Annotated in this window: 17 protein-coding genes; 8 read left to right on the top strand and 9 right to left on the bottom strand. The window is 71.3% G+C overall.

The features are described 5' to 3' along the window. The first annotated feature begins 45 nt into the window (after positions 1–45). From HPS36_RS07920 to HPS36_RS07910, 3 genes are all read left to right on the top strand, one after another. Complete coding sequence (locus HPS36_RS07920) at positions 46–1,377, top strand: O-acetylhomoserine aminocarboxypropyltransferase/cysteine synthase family protein (protein ID WP_173229657.1); 1,332 nt, start codon at positions 46–48, stop codon at positions 1,375–1,377. A 1-nt stretch (position 1,378) separates the two neighbouring features. Then, positions 1,379–2,677: a homoserine O-acetyltransferase MetX gene (gene metX, locus HPS36_RS07915; protein WP_173229655.1), complete on the top strand. Its 1,299-nt coding sequence runs from the start codon at positions 1,379–1,381 to the stop codon at positions 2,675–2,677. A gap of 423 nt (positions 2,678–3,100) precedes the next feature. Continuing rightward, complete coding sequence (locus HPS36_RS07910; RefSeq protein ID WP_173229653.1) at positions 3,101–4,753, top strand: long-chain fatty acid--CoA ligase; 1,653 nt, start codon at positions 3,101–3,103, stop codon at positions 4,751–4,753. A 44-nt stretch (positions 4,754–4,797) separates the two neighbouring features. On the opposite strand, the gene HPS36_RS07905 is transcribed toward HPS36_RS07910, so the two are convergent. After that, positions 4,798–5,238: a DUF5807 family protein gene (locus HPS36_RS07905; protein WP_173229651.1), complete on the bottom strand. Its 441-nt coding sequence runs from the start codon at positions 5,236–5,238 to the stop codon at positions 4,798–4,800. 337 nt (positions 5,239–5,575) lie between these two features. Between HPS36_RS07905 and HPS36_RS07900 the strand changes: the two genes are divergently transcribed. Next, entirely contained in the window at positions 5,576–8,053 is a 2,478-nt protein-coding gene (locus HPS36_RS07900) for a DEAD/DEAH box helicase (protein ID WP_173229649.1), read from the top strand. Between the two features lie 34 nt (positions 8,054–8,087). Here HPS36_RS07900 and HPS36_RS07895 read toward each other — a convergent pair whose 3' ends face one another. Both HPS36_RS07895 and HPS36_RS07890 read right to left on the bottom strand, forming a co-directional pair. Next, on the bottom strand, positions 8,088–9,176 hold the full coding sequence (locus tag HPS36_RS07895) for a molybdopterin-dependent oxidoreductase (RefSeq protein ID WP_173229647.1): 1,089 nt from the start codon (positions 9,174–9,176) through the stop codon (positions 8,088–8,090). 56 nt (positions 9,177–9,232) lie between these two features. Next, entirely contained in the window at positions 9,233–10,060 is an 828-nt protein-coding gene (locus HPS36_RS07890; protein WP_173229645.1) for an MBL fold metallo-hydrolase, read from the bottom strand. A 123-nt stretch (positions 10,061–10,183) separates the two neighbouring features. On the opposite strand from HPS36_RS07890, the gene HPS36_RS07885 reads away from it, so the two are divergent. Continuing rightward, positions 10,184–11,209 carry a succinylglutamate desuccinylase/aspartoacylase family protein gene (locus tag HPS36_RS07885; RefSeq protein WP_173229643.1) on the top strand — a complete coding sequence of 342 codons (1,026 nt, stop codon included), beginning with the start codon at positions 10,184–10,186 and terminating at the stop codon, positions 11,207–11,209. Positions 11,210–11,236: 27 nt separating this feature from the next. On the opposite strand, the gene HPS36_RS07880 is transcribed toward HPS36_RS07885, so the two are convergent. The 3 genes from HPS36_RS07880 to HPS36_RS07870 form a co-directional block, all read right to left on the bottom strand. Continuing rightward, positions 11,237–11,722: a Tfx family DNA-binding protein gene (locus tag HPS36_RS07880; RefSeq protein ID WP_137716868.1), complete on the bottom strand. Its 486-nt coding sequence runs from the start codon at positions 11,720–11,722 to the stop codon at positions 11,237–11,239. Positions 11,723–11,848: 126 nt separating this feature from the next. Next, positions 11,849–12,322: a TRAM domain-containing protein gene (locus tag HPS36_RS07875; RefSeq protein ID WP_121563128.1), complete on the bottom strand. Its 474-nt coding sequence runs from the start codon at positions 12,320–12,322 to the stop codon at positions 11,849–11,851. A 146-nt stretch (positions 12,323–12,468) separates the two neighbouring features. Then, positions 12,469–12,816, bottom strand: coding sequence for a hypothetical protein (locus HPS36_RS07870; protein WP_017343734.1), 348 nt, complete (start codon positions 12,814–12,816; stop codon positions 12,469–12,471). A gap of 143 nt (positions 12,817–12,959) precedes the next feature. Here HPS36_RS07870 and HPS36_RS07865 point away from each other — a divergent pair, with 143 nt between their 5' ends. Together HPS36_RS07865 and HPS36_RS07860 are read left to right on the top strand one after the other, a co-directional pair. Next, positions 12,960–13,181 (top strand): hypothetical protein, encoded by a 222-nt coding sequence (locus HPS36_RS07865; RefSeq protein WP_173229642.1) that lies wholly within the window; start codon positions 12,960–12,962, stop codon positions 13,179–13,181. Further along, positions 13,178–14,020 (top strand): BKACE family enzyme, encoded by an 843-nt coding sequence (locus HPS36_RS07860; RefSeq protein WP_173229640.1) that lies wholly within the window; start codon positions 13,178–13,180, stop codon positions 14,018–14,020. Before HPS36_RS07865 ends, HPS36_RS07860 begins: the two co-directional genes overlap by 4 nt. 5 nt (positions 14,021–14,025) lie before the next feature. On the opposite strand, the gene HPS36_RS07855 is transcribed toward HPS36_RS07860, so the two are convergent. After that, the gene (locus HPS36_RS07855; RefSeq protein WP_173229638.1) at positions 14,026–15,885 is read right to left on the bottom strand and encodes an acetyl-CoA carboxylase biotin carboxylase subunit; all 1,860 of its coding nucleotides are present in this window, start codon (positions 15,883–15,885) and stop codon (positions 14,026–14,028) included. Positions 15,886–15,971: 86 nt separating this feature from the next. Between HPS36_RS07855 and HPS36_RS07850 the strand changes: the two genes are divergently transcribed. Further along, positions 15,972–16,184 (top strand): hypothetical protein, encoded by a 213-nt coding sequence (locus HPS36_RS07850; protein ID WP_173229636.1) that lies wholly within the window; start codon positions 15,972–15,974, stop codon positions 16,182–16,184. A 293-nt stretch (positions 16,185–16,477) separates the two neighbouring features. Here HPS36_RS07850 and HPS36_RS07845 read toward each other — a convergent pair whose 3' ends face one another. After that, positions 16,478–16,798, bottom strand: a complete 321-nt coding sequence (locus HPS36_RS07845) for a hypothetical protein (protein ID WP_173229634.1) — start codon at positions 16,796–16,798, stop codon at positions 16,478–16,480. Further along, positions 16,798–18,342 (bottom strand): acyl-CoA carboxylase subunit beta, encoded by a 1,545-nt coding sequence (locus HPS36_RS07840; protein ID WP_173229632.1) that lies wholly within the window; start codon positions 18,340–18,342, stop codon positions 16,798–16,800. Before HPS36_RS07840 ends, HPS36_RS07845 begins: the two co-directional genes overlap by 1 nt. Positions 18,343–18,418: the final 76 nt, after the last annotated feature.

Raw genomic sequence — 18,418 nt, 5'->3', positions numbered from 1 at the left:
CGTAACTGACGGTTATAGAAGTACGTAGACGTATGAGCAACAAACATGACACGTGGGTTTTCCACCCGGAGTCTCCACGCCGGCGCCGAGCCCGACCCGGCCACCGGCGCCCGCGCCACGCCGATCCACCAGACCACGTCGTACGTCTTCGACGACGCGGACACGGCGGCGGAGATGTACGCGCTCCGGGCGGAAGGTCACATCTACTCCCGGCTCTCGAACCCGACGGTGAACGCCTTGGAAGACCGGATCGCCGACCTCTCCGGCGGGTCGGACGCGGTCGCGACGGGCTCGGGGATGGCCGCGTTCGACGCGATCACGACCGTCCTCGCGAGCGCGGGCGACAACATCGTGGCCAGCTCCGAGATGTACGGCGGGACCGCGGCGTACCTCACCAGCATCGCGGACCGCCGCGGCATCGAGACGCGGCTCGTCGACACGCTCGACTACGAGGCGTACGCGGACGCGGTCGACGACGACACCGCGTTCGTCCACGTCGAGACGATCGCGAACCCCTCGCTCGTCACGCCCGACTTCGAGCGGCTGGCAGAGATCGCCCACGAGAACGCGGTGCCGCTCGTCGTCGACAACACGTTCGCGACGCCGTACTGCTGCCGCCCGTTCGAGCACGGCGCGGACATCGTCTGGGAGTCGACGACGAAGTGGATCACCGGCAACGGCACCACCGTCGGCGGCGTCGTCGTCGACGGCGGGCAGTTCCCGTGGGGCCACCCCGACGCCGACTACGACGAACTGGACGGGCAGTCGCCCGCGTACCCGATCGACTTCGTCGAGCAGTTCGGCGACGCCGCCTTCGCCAACGTCGCCCGCCAGCGCGGCGTCCGCCCGACCGGCGGCCAGCAGTCCCCCTTCGACGCGTGGCAGACGATCCAGGGGCTCAACACGCTCCCGCTGCGGATGGAGCGCCACTGCGAGAACGCGCGAGAGGTCGCCGAGTACCTCCGCGACGACGACCGGGTCGACTGGGTGAGCTACCCCGGCTTCGAGGACCACGAGAGCCACGGGAACGCCGCCGAGTACCTCGACGGCTTCGGCGGGATGGTCACCTTCGGCGTCGACGGCGGCTACGAGGCCGCCAAGACGTTCTGCGAGTCGGTCGAGCTGACGAGCTTCCTCGCGAACATCGGCGACGCGAAGACGCTCGTCATCCACCCTGCCTCCACGACGCACGCGCAGATGGACGAAGCGCAACAGCGGCTCGCCGGCGTCTACCCGGAGATGCTCCGGCTCTCGGTCGGTATCGAGGACCCCGAGGACGTGATCGCCGACCTCGACGCGGGGCTCGCGGCGGGCGAGCGCGCCGCGAGCGGGGGAGCCGGAGACGACGGGGCCGCAGTCCGCGAGGAGGGGAGCTGAGATGAGCGCCGTCCCGACCGACCACGGGGTCGCCGAGCTCGGCGAGTTCACCTTCGAGTGCGGCCAGTCGGTCCCCGACTTCGAGGTCGCCTACGAGACCCACGGCGAGTTCGACGGCGACAACGTCGTGCTGATCTGCCACGCGCTCACCGGGAGTCAGAACGTCGCGCGGTCGCCCGAGCCGGAGCGCGACGCCGGGACGGCCGGGGCCGGACAGGCCGGGCAGGCCCGCGCGTGGTGGGACGACGTGGTCGGGCCGGGGAAGGCCATCGACACGACCGAGTACTACGTCGTCTGCGCGAACGTCCCCGGCTCCTGTTACGGGACGACGGGGCCCGCCAGCGAGCGGCCCGCGGACCTCGACCTCCGCGAGGAGCCCGACCACGACCGGTGGGGGACCGCGTTCCCGCCGGTCCAGGTCGAGGACTGGGCGCGCGCGCAGCGCCGCCTCCTCGACCACCTCGGCGTGGGGCGGCTGCGCGCGGTCGTCGGCGGCAGCGTCGGCGGGATGAACGCCCTGGAGTGGGCGAAGCGGTACCCGGACGACGTCGACCGCGTGGTCGCCATCGCGACGGCGGGACGGCTCGACGCGCAGTGCCTCGCGCTCGACGCGGTCGCGCGCCGGGCGATCCGCGCCGACGACGACTGGAACGGGGGGAACTACTACGGCGACGACCGGCCGGACCCGACCGAGGGGCTCGCCATCGCCCGCCAGATCGGGCACATTATGTACCTCTCGAAGGCGTCGATGGAGCGGAAGTTCGGGCGCCGGTCGGCCGGCCGCGACTCGCTCACGCGCGAGGACGGCGACCTCGGGCTGCCGGCGGAGCCGACGGCCGGCTTCTTCCCGTACCGCGAGGTGGAGTCGTACCTCGACTACCAGGCGGAGGGGTTCGGCGACCGCTTCGACGCGAACAGCTACCTCTACCTCACGCGCGCGATGGACGAGTACGACCTCGCCGCCGGCCACGGCGCCGACGCCGACGCGCTCGCCGCGTTCGAGGGCGAGGCCCTGCTGATGAGCTTCACCGCCGACTGGCACTTCACCGTCGAGCAGTCCGGGTCGCTCGCCGACGCCTTCCGCGAGACGGGCGTGCCGGTCGCGCACCACGTCGTCGACTCCGACCACGGCCACGACGCCTTCCTCGTCGAGCCCGAACACGTCGGTCCGCCGGTCCGGGACTTCCTCGCGGACGGCGTCGACGGCCGCGCCGTCTCCGACGACGGCGGCGACGACGGCGACGACCCGCGGCCCGACTCCGACCACGCGCCAGTCCACGCGAGCCTGTTCCGAGGATAGTCTCTTTTTTCGTGGAACGTGTGCGGTGGCGCGTGCCGACGAGCGCCCGACAGGGCGCGAGTCGCACGCGCGAGGGAGTCGCGAGCGAAGCGAGCGACGAGGCTGGGGAGGCGTGAGGCGCGGTTGCCTGCGGGGCGGGACTCGAAGGGGCAGTCGCGAGGCGGGCGCAGGGGACGCGAGCACCGCAGGGAGCGAACGGAGTGAGCGACCGAGGAGCGCGGCGAGCGTGCGCCCGCCTCGCGACTGGGGCTTCGGCGAGTTCCTCCGTGGTGGCAGCTGCGTATTGTCGTGTAACTGAAACTTCGGCGGTGTTCTCCGTGGCGGCAGCTACGTCGCACCGATCGGCGTCGGGGTCGCCCACGTCCCACAATCACGATCAATCATGATAACGTTCATAGTTCCCGACCGCGTGGTGTGTGAGGTATGCCAGGCGGACACGCTCAGACCCTGCGACCGTTCATGTGGCGCGCGGAACGACTGTACCCCGACACGGAAATCGTCTCGCGCACCCACGAGGGGCGGACGCGGCACACCTACGCCGAGTACGCCGACCGGACCGCACAGCTGGCGAACGCCTTGGACGACCACGGGATCGAGCGCGGCGACCGCGTCGCGACGTTCTGCTGGAACCACACCCGGCACTTCGAGACGTACTTCGGCGTGCCGAACACGGGCGCGCAGCTCCACACGATCAACCCGCTGCTGCCGGACGAACACATCCGGTACATCGTCGACGACGCGGCCGACGAGATCATCTTCGTCGACCCGTCGCTGGCCGAGAAGATCGCGGGCGCCGCGGAGGGCGCCGAGGAGTTCGAGGGCGTCGACTTCGTCGCCATGGGCTCCGAGGGGATCGACGCGCTCGACGCGCCCGCCTACGAGGAGTTCATCGCGGACCACTCGACGGAGTACGACTGGCCCGACCTCGACGGCGACCAGCCCGCCGGGCTCTGTTACACCTCGGGCACGACGGGGAAGCCGAAGGGCGTCGAGTACACCCAGTCGATGCTGTGGAGCCACACGATGGCCTCCCAGACGCCGCAGGGGATCCCGATGGAGGACTCGGACGTGGTAATGCCGGTCGTCCCCATGTTCCACGTCAACGCGTGGGGGATGCCGTTTACCGCGGCCGCCGCGGGCGCGAAGCACGTCTACCCCGGGCCGTCGCCGGACCCGGCGGACCTCGCGGCGCTGATCGAGGAGGAGGGCGTCACCATCTCCGCGGGCGTGCCGACCGTGTGGCTCGGCCTGCGCGAGTACATCGAGGGGGGTAACGAGGTGGACCTCTCGACGCTCGACACCGTGATCGTCGGCGGCGCGGCCGCGCCGCAGGCGCTCATCGAGTGGTACGACGACCGCGGCGTGGAGGTGCTCCACGCGTGGGGCATGACGGAGCTGTCGCCCATCGGCACCGTCTCGCACCTCACCGACGACCTGCGCGACGCCGACTACGAGACGCAGGTGAACAAGCGCGCGAAGCAGGGGCTCGTCGTGCCCGGCTTAGAGTTCGAGGTCATCGACGAGAACGGCGAGGAGATCGCGTGGGACGGCGAGGAGTTCGGCGAGCTCCGCATCCGCGGCCCGTGGGTCACGAAGGAGTACTTCAAGCGCCCGGAGGCCAACGAGGAGGAGTTCGTCGACGGCTGGCTGAAGACCGGCGACGTGGTCACCGTCGACGAGGACGGCTACATGCAGCTCGTCGACCGGACGAAGGACGTGATCAAGTCCGGCGGCGAGTGGATATCGAGCGTCGAGTTGGAGAACGCGATCATGGCGTACGACGGCGTCAGCGAGGCGGCCGTCGTCGGCGTGCCCCACGAGCGCTGGCAGGAGCGGCCCGTGGCGTTCGTCGTCGTGGCCGAGGGCGTCGACCGCGAGGCCCTCGTCGACCGGATCGAGTCCGGCCTCCGCGACGACTACCCCAAGTGGTGGGTGCCCGACGCGGTGGAGTTCATCGACGAAGTACCGAAGACCGCCACCGGGAAGTTCTCGAAGAAGGACCTGCGCGAGCAGTACGGCGACCAGTCGCTCGTCGAGGGCGCCGTGCCGGAAGACGACGCCCCCGACGGGGAGTAACGCGCCGCCGCGCGCAGCGAGCGCACCGGGCGCTCGTCCAGATTTCAGTCGTCGCGGTCGCCGATCACCCACTTGTGCGAGTAGCTCTCGCCGCACGTACAGTGGGCGTACGCGTGGACCACGTCCCCCTCGGCGTAGAGGCCGCCGACCTCCTCGTTTTGCGCCTCCGCGAACGCGAAGACGAACCGGATCGCGTGGTCGTCGGCGTCACCGTCGTCCGCGAACGGGCACGCCCCGTCGTCGAGCGAGCGCGCGATCTCGCCGTCGGCGCCCATCGCCGTCTTCGCGAACTCCATCGCGCCCATGCCCGTGCCGGCCTGGAACGCGGACCGGCCGGTCTCGCCGTCGAGGATCAGCCGGACGCCGCCCGCCGTCTCGGTCCCGACCTCGCGCAGCCGGGAGTCGTCGTCGAGGTACTCGTCGCTCAGGTAGAAGACCACGTCGTCGAGCCGCTCGCCCGCGAGGAACTCGTCGAGGTTGCTCATGGCGGTCGGAGGCGCGTGAGCGGTAAAAGGCGTGCGAGTCGGTCCGAGCGGCGGGCGGGCTCCACCGACCGGTGGCGGCGCGCGTTGCGGCCGGCTAGCCGTCGTGACCCGTCCGGGCCCGTGCTAAATCATGCAAAATCGGGGTAACTGTTAAGACGTATCACGGAGATCCGTCGCGTGATGAGTGCGCAAACCCGATCCGGCGACCGGCTCGCGGAGTGGGCGCAGCTGGTCGACGAGGACGTGCCGGAAGAGCTCCGCGAGGAGCGCTCCGCCGACGGATAACTTTCACCCCGCTTCGCGAAGGCTTTAGGCCGACGGCGGCGAAGCACCGCCGATGGCGACCGAGGCCGCCGGGATCGACAGGGATCTGCTCGTCGACGGGTTCTTACAGCGACGCCGCTACCAGCTCCAGCTGGCGGACGCCGCCGCCGACGAACACACGCTGGTCTGTCTCCCGACCGGCCTCGGCAAGACGACGGTCAGCCTGCTCGTCACCGCCGAGCGGCTCAGCGAGGCGGGCGGGAAGGCGCTCTTCTTGGCCCCGACCAAGCCGCTCGTCCAGCAGCACGCCGACTTCTACCGCGAGGCGCTACGGGTACCGGACGACGAGATCGTCGTGTTCACCGGCGACGTGAAGCCCGACGACCGCGCCGCGCTGTGGGACGACGCGCGGATCGTGATCGCGACCCCGCAGGTCGTCGAGAACGACCTCGTCGGCAACCGGATCTCGCTCGCGGACGTGACGCACCTCACCTTCGACGAGTGCCACCGCGCGACCGGCGACTACGCGTACGTCTACATCGCGGAGCGGTACCACGCCGACGCGGCCGACCCGCTCGTCACCGGCATGTCCGCGTCCCCGGGCGGCGACACCGAGGAGATCGAGACGGTCTGTGAGAACCTCGGGCTCGTCAACGTCGAGGTGATGACCGAGGAGGACGCCGACGTCGACGAGTACACCCACGACACCGACGTCCAGTGGGAGCAGGTCACCCTCCCGGACGAGGTGCTCGCGATCCGCGACGCGCTCAACGAGGTGATCACGGACCGGTTAGAGAAGCTGAAGCAACTGGGCGTGACGAACACGACGAACCCCGACCTCTCGCAGAAGGACCTCAACAAGATGCGGGGGCAGCTCAAGCAGATGATGGACAACGACCGGTCGGACGGGTACAAGGGGATGAGTACCCACGCCGAGGTGATGAAGCTCCGGCGCGCGACCGAGCTGGTCGAGACGCAGTCGGTCGAGTCCGTCCGGCGCTACTTCGAGCGCCAGCGCGAGGCCGCGCGCTCCTCGGGCGCCTCGAAGGCGAGCCAGCGGATGGTCGCGGACCCGAAAGTGCGCGAGGCGATGCGGAAGGCGGAGTCGTTCGACGGGCTCCACCCGAAGTTCTCGAAGGCCCGGATCCTGCTCGCCGAGACGCTCGGGATCGACGGCGGCGAGCGCGCCATCCTGTTCACCGAGTCGCGCGACACCGCGGAGGCGCTCGTGGAGTTCCTCTCCGCGAGCTTCGACGTGCGGAAGTTCGTCGGACAGGGCGACAAGGACGGCTCCGACGGGATGACCCAGACGGAGCAGCAGGAGACGCTCGACGAGTTCAAGGCCGGCGAGTTCGAGGTGCTCGTCTCCACGAGCGTCGCGGAGGAGGGGCTCGACGTGCCCGAGGTCGACCTCGTCTGCTTCTACGAGCCCGTCCCGACCGCGATCCGGTCGATCCAGCGGAAGGGGCGGACCGGCCGGCAGGCCGAGGGGAAGGTCGTCGTCTTGATGGCCGAGGACACCCGCGACGAGGCGTTCTTCTGGATCTCGCGCCGCCGCGAGAAGGAGATGGCGAGCCAGCTCGCGGAGCTGAAAGCGGCGACCGACGACATCGAGGACTCCGTCGGCGACGACGGACAGGCCGGCCTCGACGCGTTCGCCGACGAGTCCGGCGGGGACGCGGAGGCGACCGGGGACGCCGGCGGCGCGAACGAGGAGACCGACGCGGACGACGGCGGCGACGCCGGCCTCACCGACTTCGCGGCCGACGCGCGAGGGGAAGGAGACGACGGAGAGGGCGGAGACGACGGAGAGGGCGAGGAGAGCGAAGAGAGCGGGGACGACGCGGCCGCGGCCGACGATGCGGACGACGACGGCGTCGTCGCGACCGCCGGGGTAGAGGACGGCGTCGAGGTCGTCGTCGACCAGCGGGAGCTCGACTCCTCCATCGCGAAGGACCTCTCGACGCGCGACGGGCTCGTCACCCGATTGGAGACGCTCGCGGTCGGCGACTACGTCCTCTCCGACCGGGTCGCCGTCGAGCGCAAGTCCGCGGCCGACTTCGTCGACTCCATGCTCGACGCCGACCGCTCGATGTTCGAGCAGGTGGGCGAGCTCTCGCGGGCGTACGCCCGGCCCGTGATGGTCGTCGAGGGGACGAACCTCTACGGGCAGCGCGACATCGACCCCAACGCGATCCGCGGCGCGCTCGCGTCGCTCGCGGTCGACTTCGACGTGAGCGTGCTCCGCACCGAAGACGAGGCGGACACCACCGAGCTGCTCGCCACCATCGCCAGACGCGAGCAGGAGACGCGCGACCGCGAGGTGAGCGTCCACGGCGAGAAGACGACGAAGACCCGCGCCGAACAGCAGGAGTACGTCGTCTCCTCCATCGCCGACATCGGCCCCGTCACCGCCCGGTCGCTCCTGGAGCACTTCGGCACCGTCGAAGCCGTGATGACCGCGCGCGAGGAAGACCTCCTGGAGGTCGACGGCGTCGGGCAGGTGACCGCGGAGCGCATCCGCGAGGTCGTCGGGAGCAAGTACGAGTAACCGGGCGCTCTGAGGTCGTGAACGCAGCCGGCAGTCAGTCGAACCCGCTCACCAGCGTCACGACCCACTGCCCGAGGTCGTACTCCGCGTGGACCTCGACGCGCGTCACCCACTTCACCCACTGGAACCCGCGTCGGTCGGGCGCGACCAGCCGCGCCGGCGCGCCGTGGCCGTGCGAGAGGCGCTCGCCGCCGACGTGCGTCGCGAGCAGGGCGTCCGCGGCCTCCTCGATCGGGAGGCTCCAGCGGTAGCCCGTCACGGACGTGAACCGGACGTACGCGGCGTCGTCGTCGATTTCTCCCGCCGCCTCCAGCAGGTCGCCGACGCGGACCCCGCCCCACTCCTGGACCGTGTACCAGCCGCTCGTACAGTCGAGCAGCGCCTCCGTCTCGTGACCCGCCGCCAGCTCGTCGGCCGTCAGCTCGACGGGGTCGCCGACGAGGCCCGCGACGGTCAGCCGGTAGTCGTCGCGGTCGATCGGGTCCGGGTCGTCGGCGACCCACGAGGTGATCGGGAAGGCGCCGTTGCCCGCGCCCTCGCGCGGCTGCGAGCCGGTGAACCGGCGGTCGGCGCCGGCGGTGTCGAGCGCGTCGTTGACCCCCTGCTGGATCCGGTAGGTCGCGCCGCCCGCGGCCAGCAGCGCGAAGTAGGTGACGGCGGTGCGCCGGCGCTCGAAGTCGACGCGGCGCGGGAGCCGGAACCGGGTGGCCGCATGGGCGGCCACGAGCGGGACCAGCGCGAGGCCGAACCCGACGTGGACCGAGAGGAGCGTCCAGTACGAGAGCCGCACGTCGAGCCCGAACACCCACGCGACCCCGGTCCCGACGGCGCCGACGGCGGCGACGAGCGTCAGGACGGACAGCGCGGTCGACCGCCGCCAGAGGGTCGGGTCGGTGAGCCGGCGGCGGACGCGCGCGAGCTTCCACGCGAGCAGCGCGACGATGCCGGCGCCGAGCGCGCGGTGGAGCCAGAACAGCGGCCACCCCTCGGGGACGCCGACGGTGAACGAGACCAGTCCGGTGAGGGCCTCGGCGACGACGAACGCGAACAGCGACCAGTCGACCGCGCGCGGCGGCGGCTCTGCGCGGTCGAGCGCGGTCCGGAGACGGTCCGTCGCTGCCATCTACGCGCGATAGGCGCTAGCGAGACAAAAGGGTACAGCCCGCCGCGCGCCGTGACTCACAGGTCGTACACTTCGCCGTCGACCGCCAGCGGCTCCGCGAACGCCTCGTCGGCCGGGTAGTAGTGCGCGAGGTGGACCAGGCGGGTGCGGTCGGCGTCGAGCTCGTCGGCGAGCGCGAGCGCCCCCTCCCTGGTCATGTGCTTCGTGCCGAAGGTCCGCGGGACGCCGTCGGGCCCCTCGTGGCGCCCGCCGATCGGGTGGTGTTCGCACAGCGACGCGGGGACGATGGCGTCGGCGAGCAGGAGGTCCGCGCCGGCGAGCGCGTCGCGGGAGCGCTCGGGCACGTCGTAGCTGGTGTCGCCGGTGAGCGAGAGCGTCGCGCCCGTCTCGGGGTCCTCGATCACGACCCCGTAACAGACGAGCGGCGGGTGGTCGACGGGGACGAACCGCACCTCGAAGCCGCAGGTCTCGAACGGCTCGAAGGGGTCGCGGGCGTGGACGCCGATCCGGTCTTCGAGGTAGTCGTACTTGTCGCGGATCGTCTCGGCGACGCTCCGGTCGGTCGCGGGGTCGGTCTCCGCGGGGGCGTGGACCGGGAGCCCGTCGACGAGCCGGTAGACGTTCCCCAGCCCGTCGAGGTGGTCGAAGTGGATGTGCGTCACGAGCCCGGCGTCCGGGAGGGGGACGTCGGCCGCGAGGAACTGCTGTCTGAAGTCGGGACTGAAGTCGACGAGCAGCGACTCGCCGGTGCGCTCGTTGGCGACGTGGACGGAGAAACGCGACCGCGACACCCCGCGCTCGCGGGCCGCCTCGCAGGTGTCGCAGTCGCAGCCGACGGTCGGCGTCCCCGTCGTGTCGCCCGTCCCGAGGAGGGTGACCCGCATGGGACGGGATGCGCGGGCCACGGCCTTAGCGTCCGCGGTCGAGACCGTCGCGACCGGCGGCCGGGGCGACCGCGTCGCGCTCGCACCCCGGATGTATAACTCCGCGCCGCCCCGATCCGGACCGTGCACACCAGTCGTACCCTCACCCTCGCGCGGCTCCCCTCTGGCGTACCGATCCGGACGACCGTCCACGCGTACGGCGACGGGCGGCTCGTGGACGGCGACGACGGCCCCGTCCTCGACGCGCCCGACGACGCGCCGGTCGTGTACGCGCAGGCGGCCCAGCACGGCCGCGAGGTGAACGGGACGGCGGTCCTCCGCCGCCTTCACGACCGGCTCGTTGGAGCCACCGACGGACCGAGCGCCGCCGACCTCGACGGGACGCTCGTGACGGTGCCCGTCGCCGACCCGCTCACCTTCGACCGCGTCTCGTACACGACGCCGGAGACGCTCGACTCGCGGCAGCCGAACATGAACCGCTGTTGGCCCGGCGACCCCGAGGGGTCGCTCCACGAGCGCATGGCGGCCCGGCTCTGGGCGTTCGCGAGCCAGGCGGACGCGATCGTCGACCTCCACACCGGGTCGCCGTCGATGGCGACGCACGCGGTGTACATGCGCGGCGACGACGACTGCCGCGGGCTCGCGGAGGCGTTCGGCACCGACCTCCTGCTCGCGGAGGCCGCGGGCGACGACGCGGACACCGAGTGGGACGAGCGCGGCTTCGCCGGGAAGCTCCGCGTCGCGGCCACGCGCGAGGGGATCCCGACGATCACGCCCGAGCTCGCCCACAGCAAGGAGATCGTTCCCGAGGCCGTCGAGACCGGCGTGAGCGGGATGCTCGGCGCCCTCCGACGCGAGGGGCTGCTCGACGGCGACCCGGAGCCGTGGGACGGCGTCGTGGCGCGCAACCACCTCGGCCGCGTGATCGCCGGCGACTCCGGACTGTTCGTCCCCGATCCCGACCTCGCCGTCGGCGACCGCGTCGCGGCGGGCGAGCGCGTCGGCGAGGTGTTCGACCCGACGACGTTCGAGACGCTCCAGGTCGCGCGCGTCGACCGCGACGGGATCGCGTACTCGGTCGCGCGGGAGGCGACCGTCACCGCGGGCGCGACGCTGGTCGGCGTCGCGGAGCGGATCGACGGGGAGTAACGGGGACGGCGGGCGAAATCCGCGGGGCTACGGCCGGCGAACGCGGATTCGTCCGTCGGCGGCGACGGTCACGAAGATCCGGTGGCGGACCTCGCGGCCGCGGACCGCGTCGCCCGCGCGGTCGCCGATCGCCTTCATCAGTTCGGGCGCGGTCTGGTTCACCTTCACGCCCGCCTCGTCGCAGGCGTCGTACACGCGCTTGGGCGCGTCGTAGAGGTCGGTCCCGGCGTCGATCTCGACCCGGACCGGCGCCGACAGCGCCTCCGCGAACGCGACCGTCTCGCGGGCGCGCTCGACGTTGTCGCGGGCGCTCGCCTCGACGCTGGAGACGTTCGCGCGCGAGGTCCCGAGCCGGTCCGCGATGTCCGACTGCCGGAGCCCGCGCTCGCGGAGCGCCAGCACCTCCGCCTGCCGACGCGTGAGCACGCTCTCGTCGGCGTCGAAGCCGGCTCGCTCCAGGATCGAGTCGGCGTCGACGTCGGCCGGGTCCGGCCGACCCTCGTCTGCCACCATGTGGTCACCGACGGGCCGGGCCGTCAAAAAACGGCGGATTCGCGGGCGGGCGGAGACGGGCGGGTGTCGCGCGGAAAATCGACGGCGTCCGGACTGTCCGTGGGGCGGGGCTCCCCCGGGACGCCGTCACTTGCCCCAGAAGTTCTCGCGGCTGCCGAGCCGTTCGCGGTCCGGGCGGTCGCGGCGGCTGCGCTCGTCGTCCGCGTCCTCGTCGTCCCCCTCGTCGCCGTCCGCGGCCTCGCCGTCGGACTCCTCGTCCGGGTCGTCCGGGAGGCGCTCGATCACTTCCTGGGCCGTCGCGTGGCTCGACTTCACGCGGTGGATCTTGACCTCGGCGCGCGCCGGGGGGAGCAGCCCGTCGACGAGGACGATGAACCCGTCGTCGGTGCGGCCGACGCCGGCGCCGCTCTCGTGGATGTCGTCGACCTCGACGACGACCGCCTCGCCGGGCTGGACCGGCTGCTGTTTCAGCTCGTAGATCGGCATGTCGTAGTGGTTACACCACTCCGCGCCGCCTTTGTTGCCGTAGTGTTGACACCCCATCCCCTGGATCCGTTCGTCGAAGCTGGGGCAGTCGTCGGCGAGTGGACAGTCCGCCATACCGTAGGGGAGACCGGCCGCCGTTGTAAACGTTTTCGACTCTCAGACCGAAATTCGCGAAAACGGCCGATTCACGCGGGCGAGCGGCGGCTGCTTCGAGACGGGGAGAGAGCGCGGAGCGCGGCGGGACGCGGATCCCGGCGGCCTCACAGGAACTCGCGGACCTCGGAGTACCACATGTCGTGGTGGTCGACGGCGTCGAGCGCGTCCGCGACGTCGACCGCGATGGCGTGCCAGCAGCGCTGGTCGGGGTCGTCGGCGTCGAGGTTGTACGTCGCGTCCGCGCAGTTGCACTCCCCGTCCTCGACGACGTACTCGTCCTCGTGGCCCACGACGACGGTGAAGTCGCGGTAGCGCTTCACGCGCCCCTCGCCGACCGCCTCGATGGCGCGCTGTCCCCGGTCGCCGTGGGCCTCGACGATCGCCGCCGCGATCGGGCCGGTCAGCTCCCCGGCCTCGTCGATCGCCGACCGCCAGTCGTCGACCGGCTCCATGGCCACCCGTTCTCGGGCGGTCGGTTAAACAGCGTCGGTCAGATCGGACCGGATCGAATCGGATCGGAACGGACCGGATCGGAACGAGTCGGAGCGGTCGCCCCGACGCGGGGTTTCAAGCCGCCTCCCCGCCTCCGTACGCCATGGACGAGACGTGCCAGCACCTGACATATCGCGAGGAGGGCGACGGGAAGTCGTTCGAGACCGCCCGCGCGTTCTGCGCCGTGACCGAGTCGTTCGTCCAGCCGATGCGCGCGGACGTCTGTAACGCGCGGTACGACCTCGACCCCGCGACGGACTGCGAGTTCTACTTCGACCCGGACGCGGAGACGACCGACGGCACAGACGCCGACGGCGACCGATGACCTACGACGACTACCTCGACGGGAAGCCGGCGGTCATCACCGCGGCGCTTACCGGCGGCGTCCACGGGAAGGAGGCGCACCCGGACCTCCCGGAGACCCCCGAGGAGATAGCGGCGGCCGCGGCGGCCTGCGAGGAGGCGGGCGCGAGCGTCCTCCACCTCCACGCGCGCCGCGACAACGGGGAGCGCGCCTTCTCGACGGAGCGGTTTCAGGAAGTCGCGGACGCGGTCCGCGAGGCCACCGACGACGCCGTCCTCCAGCACTCCACCGGCGGGACGGCGGCGCCGGACGCCCTCCGACACGAACCGCTCCGGACCGATCCGGCCCCCGAGATGGCGTCGCTCGACATGGGGCCGCTCAACCGCTACGAGCGGCTCACCTCGGAGAACACCCGCGGGCTGGTGGCGTCGCTCCACGCGGAGATGAGAGAACGGGGAATCAAACCCGAACTGGAGGTGTTCAACGACGGCCACCTCAACGAGTCGCTGGCGATCCTCGACGACCTCGACGACCCGCCGTACCTCAACTTCCTGTTCGGCGGCGGGACCACGTCGCCGCCGCACCCGCGGAACCTGATCAACCGGGTCGAGGCGCTCCCGGAGGGCGTCGAGTTCAACGTGATCGGGTTCGGCACGCACCAGCTCCCGATGACGACCCAGTCGCTGCTGCTCGGCGGGCACGTCCGCGTGGGGTTAGAGGACAACCGCTACTACGAGCGGGGCGAACTGGCGACGAACGAGCAGTTGGTGGCGCGCGCGGCGCGGATCGCCGAGGAGGTCGGGCGCCCCGTGGCGACGCCCGAGGAGACGCGAGAGCTACTGGGGCTCCGGGGTCGGTAGCCCGCTCACTCCAGCACGATCAGCACGTCGCCCATGTCGACGCTGTCGCCCTCACCGACGCGGACGCTCGCGACGGTGCCGCCGCGCTCGGCGACCACGTCGTTCTCCATCTTCATCGCTTCGAGGACGCAGACCACGTCGCCGGCCGCGACCTCGTCGCCCTCGTCGACGTCGACCGAGAGGATCGTCCCCTGCATCTCCGCCTCGATGGCCTCGCCGCCCTCGGCGACGTCGACCGAGTCGTCGGCGCCGTCGTCGTCGGTGGCCTGCGGCGGGCGCTGCCCCCCGCCTCCGCTGCCCCCGCTCTCGGGCACGGGGATCGCGGGCGCGCCGCGCTCCTCTAGCTCCACCTCGAAGCGCTTGCCGTTCACCTCGACGGTGAACTCGCGCTCGGTCACCTCCTCGTCGTCGCCCGCGGACGCCGACTCGGTGCCCCACTTCTCCTGGGCGTCGGCGACCAGGTCGCGGTCGAGCTCCTCGTCGAGGTACTTCGTCGTGTGCGTCCCGTCGACGAACCGCTCGTCGTCGAGCATCAGGCGGTGGAAGGGGACGATGGTGACGACGCCCTCCAGGTCGTACTCCGCGAGCGCGCGCTTCGAGCGCGCGAGACACTCCTCGCGGTCGCCGGCCCACACGATCAGCTTCGCGATCATCGAGTCGTAGTCGGTGACCAGCTCGTCGCCCTGGCGGAGCGCGTCGTCGACGCGGACGCCGATCCCGCCCGGCGGGTCGTACGTCTCCAGCGACCCCTCGTTGGCGGGCTGGAAGTCGTTGGCGGCGTTCTCGGCGTTGATCCGGAACTCGATCGCGTGGCCTTCGAGCTCCACGTCGTCCTGCGAGACGGAGAGGCCCTCGCCGCTGGCGACCCGGAGCTGTTCTTTCACGATGTCGATCCCCGTCAGCTCCTCCGTGACGGTGTGTTCGACCTGAATCCGGGTGTTGACTTCGAGGAAGTAGAACGGCGTGTCGGGGCCGAGCGGCTCCGACGGGTCGCGGTCGGGGTCCTCCTCGACGAGGAACTCGACCGTTCCGGCGTTGGTGTAGTCGGCGGCGGCGACGCCGCGGCGGGCGGCCTCGCCGATCTTCTCGCGCAGCTCGTCGGAGAGCGCGGGGGAGGGGCCCTCCTCGATCACCTTCTGGTGGCGGCGCTGGAGCGAGCAGTCGCGCTCGCCGAGGTGGACCACGTCGCTCTCGCTCACCGAGCCGTCCGGGTCGTCGGCGACGACCTGGACCTCGACGTGGCGGGGGGTCTGGAGGTAGCGTTCGAGGTACACCGAGTCGTTCGAGAAGTACGCCTCGCCCTCGCGCTTGGCGGACTCGAGCGCCTCCGCGGCCTCGTCGGCGCTCTCGACGACCTTCATCCCGCGGCCGCCGCCGCCGCCCTCGGCCTTGATCGCGACCGGGTAGCCGTGCTCGTCGCCGAACGCCGTGACGGCCTCGGCGTCGGTGACGGGCTCGGTCGTCCCGGGGACGATCGGCACGTCGGCGTCGTCCATCACGCGCCGCGCGTGCGTCTTCTCGCCCAGCCGCTCCATCGCGTCGCTCGACGGCCCGACCCAGGTGATCCCGTCGGCGGCCTCGACGCGGGCCGCGAAGTCGGCGTTCTCCGCGAGGAAGCCGTACCCGGGGTGGATCGCGTCCGCGCCGGCCGAGCGCGCCGCCTCGACGACGGCCTCGCCGTCGAGGTACGAGTCGGCCGCGCGGGCGGGCCCGACGTTGTACGCCTCGTCCGCATACCGGACGTGGCCGCCGTGCTTGTCGGCGTCGCTGTAGACGGCGACGGTGTCGACGCCCAGCTCCGCACAGGCGCGCATCACCCGGACCGCGATCTCGCCGCGGTTCGCCACGAGAACCTTATCGAACATTCCTGTCGGTTCTTCCACCAACTGCTACCAAACTCTGTCGGTCCGTGCCGAGACGGTTAAGGGGACCGCGGGCGCCACGGTGAGGTATGCTCGACGCGGGAAACCCGTACGTGCTGCCGTCGGTGCTGGTCGGCGCCGCCGTCTACCTCGGACTCACCGTGGCCACCGACGCCTCGCTGCCGGTCCGGATCGGCGCGCTCCTCGTCTTCGTGGCCGTCGTGCCGGTGGTCCTCAATCGACTCCTCGGCGGCCGAGGCGGGCCGACCGCCGACGACGACGGCGACGAGACGCCGGAGTAGCGGGGACGGGCGCAACCGACGCGGGTCACGCGAGCGCAGGTGAAGACGCCGTCGACGAGCAGTCGCGCTGGCCGCGTGAGCCGTTACCACAGGTATATATGTCAGCGCACGTATCTGCGAACGCGCCCTGAGTCAGGGCCGGGTCGACGGCGCGACGGACCGACGCCGCGCTGTCGGGGGAATGTACGCGGTCGGACGCCGCCGCGTCCGGCGGCGCCGTTCGACGTGTCGCGGACTCGACCAGCGACGGGTCGGGCGGACGAACGGGAAAAGCGGAGCGGCGCGTCGGCGCGTCAGAACCGGTCGCTGCGACCCGCCGCGGTCCACGGGTCCGCGGGCGCGTCGGCGGGGACGCGCACCCGGCGGCGGTGGAGCCGCTCGATCCGGCCGGCGAACGCCCAGCGGTCCTCGTCGCGGCCGTCCTCCGTCCCCTCGGCGGCGGCCGCGGCGGCGAGTTCGCCGTCGCGGAGGTGGGCGGCGACCGCGGCGGCGATGGCGGCCGCCTCGTCGTCGCGGGCGTCGTCGGGGATGGAGAGCCCGGCGAGCGCGGCCGCCGGATCGGCGGTCGCCGAGTCGGTCGCCCCCGCCTCGCCCGGGTCGTCGTCGGCCGCCATCAGATCGGGATGTTGCCGTGCTTCTTGGCGGGCTGGTCCGCGTTCTTCCCCTTCAGCATCTTGAGGTCCTCGACGAGGCGCGCGCGCGTCTCGGTCGGTTCGATCACGTCGTCGACGAAGCCGCGGTCGGCGGCGGTGTAGGGGTTCGCGAACTCCTCGCGGTACTCGTCGATGAGCTCCTGCCTGCGCGCGTCGGGGTCGTCGGCCTCGGCCAGCTCCTCGCGGTAGAGGACGTTGACCGCGCCCTTCGGCCCCATCACGGCGATCTCCGAGGTGGGCCACGCGTAGTTGACGTCGCCGCCGATGTGCTTCGACGACATCACGCAGTAGGCGCCGCCGTACGCCTTCCGGGTGATGACGGTGAGCAGGGGGACGGTCGCCTCCGAGAAGGCGTACAGCAGCTTCGCGCCGTGGCGGATGATCCCGTTGTGCTCCTGGTCGGTGCCGGGCATGAAGCCGGGCACGTCCTCGAAGGTGAGGATGGGGATGTTGAACGCGTCGCAGAAGCGGACGAACCGCGCGCCCTTCTGACTCGCCTCGATGTCGAGCGTGCCGGCGTTCACGCGGGGGTTGTTCGCGACGACGCCGACGGAGTGGCCGTCGAGGCGGGCGAAGCCGACGACGATGTTCTTCGCGAAGTTCTCGTGCACCTCGAAGAAGGAGCCCTCGTCGGTGACGCTCGCGATCACGTCCTTCATGTCGTACGGCTTCCGGGGCGCGTCGGGGACGATCTCGGCGAGCTCCTCGTCGGCGCGCTCGGGGTCGTCCCACGGCTCGACGCGCGGCGGGTCCTCCACGTTGTTCGCGGGGAGGTACGACAGCAGCCGCGCGATGTCGTCGAGCGCCTCCTCCTCGCTCTCCTCGGCGAAGTGCGCGACGCCGGAGGTCGACGAGTGGGTGACCGCGCCGCCGAGCTCCTCGAAGCTCACCTCCTCGCCGGTGACCGTCTCGATGACGTCCGGCCCGGTGATGAACATGTGGGAGGTGTCCTTCACCATGAAGGTGAAGTCCGTGATGGCGGGGGAGTACACCGCGCCGCCCGCGCACGGGCCCATGATCGCCGAGATCTGGGGGATCACGCCCGAGGCCTCCGTGTTGCGCCGGAATATCTCCGCGAAGCCGCCGAGCGAGGCGACCCCCTCCTGGATCCGGGCGCCCGCGGAGTCGTTGAGGCCGACAACCGGCGCGCCCACGTCCATCGCCTTGTCCATCACCTTACACACCTTCTCGGCGAACACCTCGCCGAGCGACCCGCCGAAGACGGTGAAGTCGTGCGCGAACACGAACGTCTTCCGGCCGTTCACCTCGCCGTAGCCGGTCACCACCCCGTCGCCCGGGATCTGCTGTTCCTCCATCCCGAACGTGTGGTTGCGGTGGGTGCGGAACCGGTCGAACTCGTGGAAGGTGCCGTCGTCGAGGAAGTAGTCGATCCGCTCGCGGGCGGTCATCTTCCCCTTGTCGTGTTGCGACTGGATCCGTTCTTCGCCCCCGCCCTTCGCCGCCCGCTCGCGGCGCTCCCGGAGGTCCTCGATACGGTCGTCCATCGTCACGGCGGACCACCCTGCGTCATTACCTCGTGGGTCGGCGACCGCCGTCAAAAGGGTTCCCCTATCCGACGTT

The organism is Halorubrum salinarum, assembly GCF_013267195.1.
GTDB lineage: Archaea > Halobacteriota > Halobacteria > Halobacteriales > Haloferacaceae > Halorubrum > Halorubrum salinarum.
This window is presented reverse-complemented; position numbering and strand designations above follow the sequence as displayed.